Source organism: Acidovorax sp. 56, from assembly GCF_002749705.1.
In the GTDB taxonomy this organism is placed as follows: domain Bacteria; phylum Pseudomonadota; class Gammaproteobacteria; order Burkholderiales; family Burkholderiaceae_C; genus Acidovorax.
Genome location: NZ_PEEV01000001.1, coordinates 4,140,492 through 4,152,964 on the forward strand (window position 1 = coordinate 4,140,492; position 12,473 = coordinate 4,152,964).

11 protein-coding genes are annotated in these 12,473 nt (G+C 65.1%); all 11 read left to right on the top strand.

What is annotated here, in order from left to right; translation table 11 throughout:
* Positions 1-2 precede the first annotated feature (2 nt).
* The 11 genes from CLU88_RS18420 to CLU88_RS18470 all read left to right on the top strand — a co-directional run bounded on the left by CLU88_RS18420 (position 3) and on the right by CLU88_RS18470 (position 12,356).
* Positions 3-275, top strand: a complete 273-nt coding sequence (locus tag CLU88_RS18420) for a cytochrome C oxidase subunit IV family protein (protein ID WP_099657838.1) — start codon at positions 3-5, stop codon at positions 273-275.
* Between the two features lie 116 nt (positions 276-391).
* Positions 392-1,282 (top strand): acetylglutamate kinase, encoded by an 891-nt coding sequence (gene argB / locus CLU88_RS18425; protein WP_099657839.1) that lies wholly within the window; start codon positions 392-394, stop codon positions 1,280-1,282.
* Positions 1,283-1,440: 158 nt separating this feature from the next.
* Positions 1,441-2,133, top strand: coding sequence for a response regulator transcription factor (locus CLU88_RS18430; RefSeq protein ID WP_099657840.1), 693 nt, complete (start codon positions 1,441-1,443; stop codon positions 2,131-2,133).
* A 90-nt stretch (positions 2,134-2,223) separates the two neighbouring features.
* The gene (locus tag CLU88_RS18435) at positions 2,224-3,687 is read left to right on the top strand and encodes a sensor histidine kinase (RefSeq protein ID WP_099658995.1); all 1,464 of its coding nucleotides are present in this window, start codon (positions 2,224-2,226) and stop codon (positions 3,685-3,687) included.
* A 386-nt stretch (positions 3,688-4,073) separates the two neighbouring features.
* Entirely contained in the window at positions 4,074-4,739 is a 666-nt protein-coding gene (slmA, locus tag CLU88_RS18440) for a nucleoid occlusion factor SlmA (RefSeq protein WP_099657841.1), read from the top strand.
* A gap of 276 nt (positions 4,740-5,015) precedes the next feature.
* Positions 5,016-5,780 carry a TetR/AcrR family transcriptional regulator gene (locus CLU88_RS18445; protein WP_099657842.1) on the top strand — a complete coding sequence of 255 codons (765 nt, stop codon included), beginning with the start codon at positions 5,016-5,018 and terminating at the stop codon, positions 5,778-5,780.
* 4 nt (positions 5,781-5,784) lie between these two features.
* Positions 5,785-7,581: an acyl-CoA dehydrogenase C-terminal domain-containing protein gene (locus CLU88_RS18450; protein ID WP_099657843.1), complete on the top strand. Its 1,797-nt coding sequence runs from the start codon at positions 5,785-5,787 to the stop codon at positions 7,579-7,581.
* A gap of 53 nt (positions 7,582-7,634) precedes the next feature.
* Positions 7,635-8,072 carry a DUF2147 domain-containing protein gene (locus CLU88_RS18455; protein ID WP_099657844.1) on the top strand — a complete coding sequence of 146 codons (438 nt, stop codon included), beginning with the start codon at positions 7,635-7,637 and terminating at the stop codon, positions 8,070-8,072.
* A gap of 127 nt (positions 8,073-8,199) precedes the next feature.
* The gene (locus CLU88_RS18460; RefSeq protein ID WP_099657845.1) at positions 8,200-10,623 is read left to right on the top strand and encodes a 3-hydroxyacyl-CoA dehydrogenase/enoyl-CoA hydratase family protein; all 2,424 of its coding nucleotides are present in this window, start codon (positions 8,200-8,202) and stop codon (positions 10,621-10,623) included.
* 11 nt (positions 10,624-10,634) lie between these two features.
* Positions 10,635-11,144, top strand: coding sequence for a DUF4442 domain-containing protein (locus CLU88_RS18465; protein WP_099657846.1), 510 nt, complete (start codon positions 10,635-10,637; stop codon positions 11,142-11,144).
* A 12-nt stretch (positions 11,145-11,156) separates the two neighbouring features.
* Positions 11,157-12,356, top strand: a complete 1,200-nt coding sequence (locus tag CLU88_RS18470; protein ID WP_099657847.1) for an acetyl-CoA C-acyltransferase — start codon at positions 11,157-11,159, stop codon at positions 12,354-12,356.
* Positions 12,357-12,473 lie beyond the last annotated feature (117 nt).

Consider the following 12,473-nt stretch of genomic DNA (forward strand, 5'->3'; position numbering starts at 1 on the left):
TCATGAAAGAAACACGGGTGCTGAATGCCGCCTGGTGGTTGCTGTTGGGTGCCACAGCGGTCACTTATGTGCTGGGTGAGATGGGCCTGGTGGCTGCGGGCAGCGGCTGGGCATTGGCAGGTCTGTGGGCATTGACCTCGATCAAGGGCGTGGTGGTGACCCAGGTGTTTCTGGAAATGCGCCATGCGCCCCTGTTGTGGCGCTGGCTACTGCTGGGCTGGCTGGGCTTGGTGCTTGCCTTGATTGCCGTGGCCTATGCGGTGGGGAGAGGGTAGGGCCACAAGTTCTGAGGGTGGAACTGTGAAAAGATCGTGAATCGCGGCTTGGCCGGACTGCAGCGCGAATGCGGCACAATTTGCGCCTCATTGTTTTCACCGGATGGCACGCCTCCATGACCGACCTTCTTTCGATTGCACCCCGCGACAAGGCAGAAATTCTGGCCCAGGCGCTGCCTTACATCCGCAAGTTCCATGGCAAGACCATGGTCATCAAGTATGGCGGCAACGCCATGACCGACCCCGCCTTGCAGGCCGACTTTGCCGAAGACGTGGTGCTGCTCAAGCTGGTGGGCATGAACCCCGTGGTGGTGCACGGCGGCGGACCGCAGATCGAGACCGCCTTGAACCGCCTGGGCAAGAAGGGCCAGTTCATCCAGGGCATGCGCGTGACCGATGCCGAGACCATGGAAGTGGTGGAGTGGGTGCTGGCCGGTGAGGTGCAGCAAGACATCGTGGGCCTGATCAATCAGGCCGGTGGCAAGGCGGTGGGCCTGACCGGGCGCGACGGCGGCATGATCCGCGCACGCAAGCTCAAGATGGTGGACAGCAAGGACCCCAGCGTGGAGCACGACGTGGGCCAGGTGGGCGATATCGTCTCCATCGACCCCAGCGTGGTGAAGGCGCTGCAGGACGATGCCTTCATCCCCGTCATCAGCCCCATTGGCTTTGGCGAGAACAACGAGAGCTACAACATCAACGCCGACGTGGTGGCCAGCAAGCTGGCCGAAGTGCTCAAGGCCGAAAAGCTCATGCTGCTGACCAACACCCCCGGCGTGCTGGACAAGGCGGGCAACCTGCTGACCGACCTGACGGCCCGCCGCATTGATGAGCTGTTTGCCGACGGCACCATCTCGGGCGGCATGCTGCCCAAGATTGCGGGCGCGCTGGATGCCGCCAAGGCCGGTGTCAACGCCGTGCACATCATTGACGGCCGCGTGCCGCACGCCATGCTGCTGGAGATCCTGACCGATCAGGCTTACGGCACCATGATCCGTAGCCATTGAGATGCACCCCCTGAGCCGCTTCGCGTCTTCCCCCTCTCTCGCTGCGCGGGAGGGGGACGCCACCGGTGGCCTGGCAAAGCCAGTTCCACGGTGGCACTGGCCTTCGCCGCGCCAGTTGCATCGGCTGTGGGCAGTATGCGGCGCAGAGGGCGAGTGACATGCGCCTCCTCCTGGTCGAAGACGATGTGATGGTGGCCAGCGGCGTCAAGCTGGGGCTGGCCGATGCGGGCTATGCGGTGGACTGGGTGGGCAGTGGCGAGCGGGCGGAGGATGTGCTGCGCACCGAGTCGTTTGATGCGGCCATCATCGACATTGGCCTGCCAGGCATGGACGGGCTGGAGTTGACCCGGCGCCTGCGCCGCCCTGAAATGCCCAGCCGCAGCATGCCGGTGTTGATTCTGACGGCGCGCGATGCGCTGCATGACCGGGTGCAGGGGCTGGACCTGGGGGCGGATGACTACATGGTCAAGCCCTACGAATTGCCCGAGCTGCTGGCGCGCCTGCGTGCGCTGCTGCGCCGCTCGCAAGCCGCCAGCACGGCCGTGCTGAGCTTTGGCCCGCTGGAGCTGGACACCGCCGGGCGCCGTGCCTGTGCACGGGTGGGTGATGTAGAGCACCCCATCGAGCTGGGGCCGCGCGAGTGGACGGTGCTGGAATACCTGCTCATCCACGCCCCCAAGCCCGCCAGCAAAGACAAGCTGCTGCAAGCGCTCACCGGGTGGGACAAGGAAATCACCCCCAATGCTGTCGAGGTATACGTCTCGCGCCTGCGGGGCAAGCTGGAACCCCATGGCGTGGCCCTGCGATCCATCCGGGGCTTTGGCTACCGGCTCGAACTGGCGCCGCTCTGAGATGCGTTGGCACGGGCCTGCTCCATGGATGCGGGCTGCATGAGCCCGCCCGCCTCTGCACACAAGGCCCAGCGCCCTGGGCTGCGCGGCATGACCTCCGATTTGCGCAACCGGCTGTTGCTGTTGCTGGTGCTGCCGCTGTGCCTGTTGGCTGTGGTGGGCGTGTGGATGGACTACCGATCGGCCGACGACGCCGCCAGCCGCCACGACCAGCGCTTGCTGCGCCTGTTGCCCGCACTGGCCGACTCGGTGGTGGCCCCCTCCATCCACGACCACCAGCCGCCGCTGCTCTTGCTGGCCCCCCCGGTTGAAGACTTTTTGCGCCAGAACGCCGGTTTTTCAGGCTACAGCGTGCGCGACAGCGAGGGCCAATTGCTGCTGGGCGATGCCTGGGTGGATGGCGCGGTGCCCGCCACGGCCCAGCCAGAGTTCCACAGCCTCGAATACGGCGGCGTGACCTACCGCGTGGCCGTGCAGCGGGGGCGCACCGGTGCGGGCGAGTTGGTGGTGTCCATTGCCGATGGATCGGACCCGCGCCAGCAGTGGGCCCAGCAACTGCTGCTGCGCGTGCTGCTGCCCAACCTGGTGTTGGTGGCGGCGGCGGCCCTGGCCATCCACTGGGCCGTGGGCCGGGCTTTCAAGCCGCTGGTGGATTTGGCCGAGGCGGTGGAATACCGCTCGCCGCGCGACCTGAGCCCCATTGACGAAGCCGCTTCGCCCAGCGAAGTGCGCCCGCTCGTGCATTCCTTGAACCACCTGTTTGCCCTGGTGAATGCGCAGGCCGAGGGGCAGCGCCGCTTTGTGGCCGACGCGGCCCACCAGCTGCGCACGCCGCTGGCGGGCCTGCAAGCGCAGGTAGAGGCCTGGGCGCTGATGGCCAAGGCCGCGAGCGCAGACCCCCATCCACCCCCGTCGGACGGGGACGATTTACATCAAAATAGGCCTCTAGGGCGCAAAGGGCAAGCGCAAGGCGCTATTTTTTTAGGAGTGGATCAGATCGAAAAGCTGCGCAACGCCACGCGCCGCACCTCGCAGCTGGCGCACCAGTTGCTGGCGCTCTCCCGGGCCGATGCCCGCAGCCTGGACGCGCAGCCCCCCCAGCGGGTGGATTTGAAGGACCTGTGCGAGGCGCTGCTGGAGAGCTTTCTGGATGCCGCCACCGCCAAGGGGCTGGACCTGGGGCTGGAAGTGCAGCCCGTGCACGTCACCGGCCACGGCTGGCTGTTGCGCGAGCTGATGTCCAACCTGGTGGACAACGCCATCAAATACACGCCCGCAGGCGGTGTGGTGACCATGCGCTGCGGCATGCGCCAAGGTCCCTTGGGCCCGCCCCGGGTGTACCTGGAGGTGGAGGATGACGGCCCCGGCGTGCCCGAGGGCGAGCGCGGCCGCGTCATGCAGCGCTTTTACCGTGTGCCTGGCTCGGCGGGGGAGGGCACGGGCCTGGGGTTGGCCATTGCCGACGAAATCAGCCGTGTGCACCGCGCCTCGCTCACCCTGGAGACTGGCGCCCAGGGGCGTGGCTTGCGGGTGGCGGTTCTTTTCCCGAATTAGCTTTGCTATGTGAGTGCCTGCTTTGGATAGGGGTACTGAAGTCATTGGGTTTGCGTAGGGGTTTGCTGTGCCCTGGTGGGGCTGTGGCCATGCCCCTGTAGGGTGGTCGGCAACCCCTGGCGTGGCACGGCGGCGTGCGGTTACGATGCGGCCGCGCCCCCGTGCCTGGGCAAGGGCCCGATGCAGGGTTTGCAAACCATTTGCAAACCGCATCCGAACGGGTGTGCGAGAATCATTTGCATACAGGATTTACGCCCTGCCGCACGTCCCCCGCTGTAGCCCCCTTTTTTAGCCGTCTCTTGGCATGCTGGGCGCAGGGCTGTGAGGCCTCCACAGGGTGCTGGTGCACCCATCCCCTTGTTGGTTTTTCTTTGCTTGGTTTGCGCATGTCTGATACCTCGTCCCTGATTGAATCTGCCGATACCGTTGACGCCGAAGATGCGCCGGTGGCCCGCAAGCGGCCCAAGCCGGGCGAGCGGCGCGTGCAGATCCTGCAAGCACTGGCCTCCATGCTGGAGCAGCCTGGGGCCGAGCGCATCACCACCGCTGCGCTGGCCGCGCGCCTTTCGGTGAGCGAGGCCGCGCTGTACCGCCACTTCGCCAGCAAGGCGCAAATGTTTGAAGGGCTCATCGATTTCATCGAGCAGTCCATCTTCACGCTGGTGACGCAAATCACTGGGCGCGACGTGCCGCCGCCTGACCAGGCCGCCGAAGTGGGCCAGCGCCAGGCCGGCCGCATCATTGCGCTGCTGCTGCAGTTTGGCGAACGCAACCCCGGCATGGTGCGGGTGATGGTGGGCGATGCGCTGGTGTTTGAGCACGAGCGCCTGCAGCAGCGCATGAACCAGTTTTTTGACCGCATCGAGTCCACCCTGCGCCAGTGCCTGCGCACCAGCGCCAGTGGCTCGGACACCCCCACAGTGCATGCGCAGGTGCAAGCCAGCGTGCTGACGTCGTTTGCGCTGGGGCGCCTGCAGCGGTTTGCCCGCTCAGGTTTTCGCCGCAACCCCACAGAGCATCTGGACGCCAGCCTGGCGTTGATGCTGCACTGATCCCCCGCCGCTGATTGGCCACAAAAGGCCCCGCACCCGTGTTGGGTGCGGGGCCTTTTGCTTTGGGCCGCGTTTACCCTGCTGCACGCCGGGGTGTGCCTCGGTACACTGTTTTGACAGGCTGGCGCCCCAGGCTTGGCGTCCCTGGGTAGGCACTGTCCCGCAGGTGGCAGCGCTGCAACAGCTTTTGGGTGTTATCTCTTTTTTTTGCGGGGGCTTTCGCCGCAGATCAAAAATGTTGCAAAATAGAACGAACGTTCGTTTTTATTTGCACGCATGCCCGCCACCCCTCAGCCCCCCACGCCGCGCGCCCCCAGAACCCGTGCCACCTCCGGCCGGGCCATGCAAAAAGGCCAGCAGACCAAAGCCGCCATTGTCGAGGCCGCCCTGGGCCTGGCCACCCACATCGGGCTGGAGGGGCTGTCGATTGGCGCCCTGGCCGACATCACCGGTATGAGCAAGTCGGGCGTGTTCGCCCACTTTGGCTCACGCGAAGAACTGCAGATCTCGGTCATCCGCGAGTACCACGCGCGGTTTGAGCAGGAAGTTTTCTACCCCGCCATGTCGTCCCCCCGGGGCATTGCGCGCCTGCGCGCCATGTTCGACAACTGGATGAAGCGCACCTCCATCGAAATCGACTCGGGCTGCATTTACATCAGCGGCGCGGTGGAGTTTGACGACCGCACCGGCCCCGTGCGCGATGCGCTGGCCAGCTCGGTCATGACGTGGCACGCCGCCATGCGCCGCGCCATCGAGCAGTGCAAGGACTGCGGCGAGTTGCGCGCGGACACCAATGAAGAGCAGATGCTGTTCGAGATCCACGGCCTCATCCTCGCGCTGCACTACGAAGCCCGTTTCCTGCAGAACCTGGGCTCCATCGAACGGGCCGTGATGGGGTTCCAAAACATCCTCGCGCGCTACAGCGCTGCGGGTGCCGCCGCCGTGGTGGCCGCGCCTGCCAAAGCCGCCCCGGCGGCCCACCGCCCCGCCGCCGCGCGGCGCAAAGTTTCCGTTTCAACGACCACCACCTCCAAGGAGTAAACCGATGCCTACCTACACGCCGCCCCTGCGCGACATGCAATTCGTCATGCACGAAGTCTTCAAGGTCACCGACGAGTTCAAGGCCATGCCCCAGCATGCCGAGGTGGATGTGGACACGATCAACGCCGTCATCGAAGAGGCGGGCAAGTTCGCGTCGGAGGTGATCTTCCCGCTGAACATCAGCGGCGACACCGAAGGCTGCGTGCTCGACAAAGCCACGCACGAGGTCAAGACCCCCACCGGCTTCAAAGAGGCCTACGACAAGTACGTGGAAGGTGGCTGGGCGGCGCTGAGCTGCGACCCCGCCTACAGCGGCCAGGGCCTGCCCTTCGTGCTGAACCAGTGCCTGTACGAGATGATGAACTCGGCCAACCAGGCCTGGACCATGTACCCCGGCCTGAGCCACGGCGCCTATGAAGCCCTGCACGCGCACGGCACCGACGAGCAAAAAGCCCTGTACCTGCCCAAGCTGACCAGTGGCGAGTGGACCGGCACCATGTGCCTGACTGAACCCCATTGCGGCACCGACCTGGGCCTGCTGCGCACCAAGGCCGAACCCCAGGGTGACGGCACCTACAAAATCACCGGCAACAAGATTTTCATCAGCGCGGGCGAGCACGGCATGGCCGCCAACATCGTGCACCTGGTGCTGGCCCGTCTGCCCGATGCGCCCAAGGGCAGCAAAGGCATCAGCCTGTTTGTGGTGCCCAAGTTCAACATCAAGGCCGACGGCAGCCTGGGTGACCGCAACCCCATCTACTGCACGGGCCTGGAGCACAAGATGGGCATCCACGGCAACGCCACGGCGCAGATTGCCATCGATGGCGCCATCGGCACCCTGGTGGGCCAGCCGCACAAGGGCCTGGCTGCGATGTTCGTGATGATGAACGCCGCCCGTCTGGGCGTGGGCAACCAGTCGCTGGGCCTGACCGAAGTGGCTTACCAAAACGCGCTGGCCTATGCCAAGGACCGCATCCAGATGCGTAGCCTGTCGGGCACCAAGGCCAAGGACAAGGACGCCGATCCGATCATCGTGCACCCCGATGTGCGCAAGATGCTGCTCACCGCCAAGGCCTACGCCGAAGGCGCCCGCGCCCTGCAGATCTACTGCACGCTGCTGCTGGACAAGGTGCACAGCCACCCCGACGAGAAGGTGCGCGCCGAGTCTGAAGAACTCGTGGCCCTGCTCACGCCCATCGTCAAGGCCTTCATCACCGACAACGGGCACACCGCCACCAACGCCTGCATGCAGGTCTTCGGCGGCCATGGCTTCATCAAGGAATGGGGCATGGAGCAGTACGTGCGCGACAACCGCATCAACATGATCTACGAAGGCACCAACACCATCCAGTCGCTGGACCTGCTGGGCCGCAAGATCCTGGGCAACAACGGCGCCACGCTGAAAAAGCTGGGCAAGCTGATTGGCAAACTGGTGGAAGAAGAAGGCGTCAACGAGAAGATGGCCGAGTTCATCAACCCCGTGGCTTACCTGGGCGACCAGATGACCAAGTTCACCACCGAGATCGGCTTCAAGGGCCTGCAAAACCCCGACGAAGTGGGCGCCGCTGCCGTGGACTACCTGCGCGTGGCAGGCCACCTGGTGTTCGGCTACCTGTTTGCCCGCATGGCCCAGGTGGCCCTGCGCGAGATTGCTGCGGGCAACACCGACCCGTTCTATGGCGCCAAGCTGCAGACCGCCCGCTTCTACTTCGCCAAGCTGTTCCCTGAGACCGCGACGCTGATGCGCACGGCCCGTGCTGGCAGCAAGGTGCTGATGGACACGGACCTGGCCCTGGCCTGATCCCGGACCCGCCATGCACGGTGCATTTCAAGCTTTTTTGCCACGGAGCGCTCATGTTTAAAGCGGTAGCAGCTATTGTTTTGGTAGCAATCGGGGCTCCGGTCTGGGCCCAGATGACCCCCGAGGGCCTGTGGCGCAACGTGGACGACAAGACGGGCGAGGCCAAGGCCGAAATCCGCATCCGCGACACGGGTGCGGGTGGGCTGCTCGGGGTGCTGGAAAAGCGCCTGTCCAAGGACGCCAAGCCGGACGACGTGTGCAAGGAATGCTCCGACGACCGCAAGGACAAACCCGTGCTGGGGCTGGAAATCATCCGTGGCGCCAAGAAGGCCGAGGACAAAGACGTGTGGGAGGGCGGCAAGATTCTCGACCCCGAGAACGGCCGCAACTACACCCTGCGCCTCACCCCCATCGACGGCGGAAAGAAGCTGGAAGTGCGTGGCTCCATCGGCCCCTTTGGCCGCACGCAAACGTGGATTCGCCTGCAGTAAGCCACGCAGTCCACTGCGCCCGGCCACTGCGGCAGCGCACCCCTAACCGCCGCGCAACCCACCCCGGTTGCGCCTGCCATTCAACAGGTCTGCCTCCGGGCAGACCTTCTTCCCGGAGGAAGAACCCATGTCTCGATTCCAAGTGAAAAAAGTCGCCGTGCTCGGTGCAGGCGTGATGGGCGCGCAGATCGCCGCCCACCTCGTCAATGTGAAAGTGCCGGTGGTGCTGTTTGATCTGCCCGCCAAGGAAGGCCCCAAGAACGGCATCGTCACCAAGGCCATCGAAGGTCTGAAAAAGCTCAAGCCCGCCCCGCTGGGCGTGGCCGACGATGCAGCGCTGATCCAGCAGGCCAACTACGAAGAGCACATGCACCTGCTCAAGGAGTGCGACCTCATCATCGAGGCCATTGCCGAGCGCATGGACTGGAAGCTGGACCTGTACACGAAGATCGCCCCCCATGTGGCCAAGCACGCCATCGTGGCGTCCAACACCTCGGGCCTGTCGATCACCAAGCTCAGCGAAGCGCTGCCCGAGAGCATCAAGCCGCGTTTTTGCGGCATTCACTTCTTCAATCCCCCGCGCTACATGACGCTGGTGGAGCTGATCAACACCCCCACCACCGCCCCCGAGGTGCTCGACCAGCTCGAAGCCTTCGTCACCAGCGGCCTGGGCAAGGGCGTGGTGCGCGCGCACGACACGCCCAACTTCGTCGCCAACCGCGTGGGCATCGCGGGCATGCTGTCCACGATGAAGGAGGTTGAGAACTTTGGCCTGACCTTTGATGTGGTGGACGACCTCACGGGCAAGAAGCTGGGCCGTGCATCGAGCGGCACCTTCCGCACCGCCGACGTGGTGGGCCTGGACACCATGGCCCACGTCATCAAGACGCTGCAGGACAACCTCGACGAGAAGAGCGACCCGTTCTACGCCAGTTTCGAGACGCCTGCCGTGCTCAAGAAACTGCTGGAGCTCGGCAACCTCGGCCAGAAGACCAAGGCAGGCTTTTACAAGAAGGTGGGCCGCGATGTGCTGCGCTTCGATCTGGAGGCTGAAGAGTACGTGCCCGGCGGCCAGAAGGCCGACGAGGTGTATGGCCGCATGCTCAAGAAGCCTGCCGCACAGCGCCTGAAGCTGCTGCGCAACGCCGAAGGTGCGCAGGGCCAGTTCCTGTGGGCCATTTTGCGCAACAGCTTCCACTACGCTGCGGTGCACCTTTCAACCATAGCCGACAACGCCCGCGACGTGGACCAGGCCATGCGCTGGGGCTTTGGCATGAAGCAAGGCCCCTTTGAGCTGTGGCAAGAGGCGGGCTGGCTGGAAGTGGCCCAGATGATCCAGGAGGACATCGACGCCGGCAAGGCATTGAGCCGCGCGCCGCTGCCCGAGTGGGTGTTCAAAGGCCCCGTGGCCGAAGCCGGTGGCGTGCACACCGCGCAAGGTTCGTGGAGTGCATCTGCTCAGAAATTTGTAGCGCGTCGCGCTTTACCTGTCTACGCGAAGCAGCATTTCCCTGAAAAGCTGCTGGGCGAATCGTTGCCCGACTACCAGACGGCTGGCAAGACGCTGCACGAGGACGACAGCATTCGCCTGTGGACGCTGGATGACAGCGAAGATCGCCCCTCCGGTAGCGGGATCGTGATTGCCAGCATCAAGACCAAGATGCACGCCATCAGCCCCGATGTGGCCGAAGGCCTGGCCCTGGCGGTAGACATGGCCGAGAAGGACTACGCCGGTGTTGTGATCTGGTCGGGCGACGAGCCCTTCAGCGCCGGTGCCGACCTGCAGGCCATGCTGCCCGCCTTCATGGTGGCTGGTGTGAGCGCCATCGAAGGGGCCGAGCAAGAGCTGCAGAACACCATGCTGCGCATCCGCTACGCCAATGTGCCCGTGGTCTCGGCCGTGCGCGGCCTGGCGCTGGGCGGTGGGTGTGAGCTGGCCGTGCACTCGGCCCGCCGCGTGGTGCACATGGAAAGCTACATCGGCCTTGTCGAAGTGGGCGTGGGCCTGGTGCCCGGCGCCGGTGGCCTGACCTACATCGCCCGCCGTGCGGCCGAGAACGCCACCACCTCCACAGGCAAGGACATCCTGCCCTTCCTGACCGAAGGCTTCACCGCCGCCGCCATGGCCAAGGTGGGCACCAGCGCGCTCGAATCGCGCAAGCTGGGCTACCTGCTGGAGTCTGACGTCATCGTGCCTCACAAGGACGAACTGCTGTACGTGGCCATCAACGAAGCCAAGGCCATGGCCAACGGCGGCTGGCGTGCCCCGCACAAGCGCCTGTTCCCGGTCGCGGGCCGCAGCGGCATTGCCACCATCAAGGGCTCGCTGGTCAACATGAAAGACGGCGGCTTCATCAGCCAGCACGACTTCCACATCGCCAGCCTGATCGCAGAAGTGGTGTGTGGCGGCGACGTGGACGCGGGCACGCTGGTGAGCGAGGAGTACCTGATGACGCTGGAGCGCAAGGCGTTCTGCGCGCTCATCGAGCACCCCAAGACGCAAGAGCGCATCCTGGGCATGCTCTCTACGGGCAAACCGGTGCGTAACTGATGGCTTCAGTCATGACGGACCGCGCCCCCAACAAACTGCAGCGCTCGTTGATGCGCCTGGACGAGGCCCCCGCCTTCATGCGGGGCTTTGTGCAGAACATCATCTTGCGCCGTGCGGTGCCTTTCACCGGCACGGCCGGGGTCCGGTTTGTGTCGCTGACGCCCGTGCGGGTCGAAGTGCACCTGGCCAATGAGCACCGCGTGCAGAACCACATTGGCGGCGTGCACGCCTCGGCCATGAACCTGCTGGCCGAAACGGCCACCGGCATGGTCGTTGGCATGAACGTGCGTGACGACTGCACCCCGCTGGCCAAAGAGTTGAGCATGGCGTTCAAGAAGCGCGCCACGGGCGGCCTCAAGGCCGTGGCCACGCTCACGCCAGAGCAGTGCGCGGCCATGCAGGCCAGCGACAAGGGCGAGGTTCAGGTCACCGTCACCGTGACCGACGAAGCCGGCGTGGAGCCGGTCGAATGTGTATTTAAGTGGGCCTGGGTTCCAGCCAGCCGCCCCGCCAAGAATTGAAGGAGTTATCCCATGGCCAAACAAGTCCAGGAAGCCTACATCGTCGCCGCCACGCGCACGCCCATCGGGCGCTCGCACCGCGGGTTCTTTCGCAACATGCGCCCTGACGACCTGCTGGCGACCACGCTGAAGGCCGCGCTGGCCGCAGCGCCCGGGCTCGACCCCGCCGCCATCGAAGACATCATCTGCGGCTGCGCGATCCCCGAGGCGCAGCAGGGCCTGAACGTGGCGCGCATTGGTGCCGTGCTGGCGGGCCTGCCCACCAGCGTGGGCGGCATCACCGTCAACCGCTTTTGCGCATCGGGCCTGTCGGCCGTGCAGATGGCGGCCGACCGCATCCGTGTGGGCGAGGCCGAAGTGATGATCGCTGCCGGTGTGGAAAGCATGAGCATGGTGCCCATGATGGGCAACAGCCCCAGCCTGTCGCCCAGCATCTTTGAGCGTGACGGCGACGTGGGCATTGCCTACGGTATGGGCCTCACGGCCGAGAAGGTTGCCCAGCAGTGGAAGGTGGGCCGCGATGCACAGGATGCGTTTGCCCTGGCCTCGCACCAAAAGGCCCTGGCCGCGCAGCAAGCCGGTTACTTTGCCGACGAGATCACGCCCATCGAAGTGACCGACCGCACGGCCAACCTGGAAACGGGCGAAACCATTGCCAAGACCCGCACCGTGAGCATGGACGAAGGCGCACGCCCTGACACCAGCCTGGAAGGCCTGGCCAAGCTCAAGACGGTGTTCGCGGCGCGTGGCAGCGTGACGGCGGGCAACAGCTCGCAGACCAGTGACGGCGCAGGCGCGCTGATCCTGGCCAGCGAGTCGGCGGTGAAGCGCTTTGGCCTCACGCCCCTGGCGCGTTTCGTGAGCTACGCCGCCAAGGGCGTGCCGCCGCACATCATGGGCATTGGCCCCATCGAAGCCATTCCGGCGGCACTGCGCTACGCAGGCCTGAATCAGCAAGACATCGACTGGTTTGAGCTGAACGAAGCGTTTGCGGCGCAGTCGCTGGCGGTGATGAACACGCTGGGCATGGACCCGAGCAAGGTCAACCCGATGGGTGGTGCGATTGCGCTGGGGCATCCGCTGGGGGCCACGGGGGCGATTCGCTCGGCCACGGTGGTGCATGCTTTGCGGCGCAACAAGCTCAAGTACGGGATGGTCACCATGTGTGTAGGCATGGGACAAGGCGCCGCCGGCATCTTCGAGTCAGTGTGAGGCTACTGCGCGGCCTTCATGCGTCGTTGGGCGGTGCTCGCAATCCTCACGTACAGGAAGTACGTTCCGGTTGCTGTGCTCCGTCCGCCTAGCCTGAATGCCGCTCGCTACGCCCTT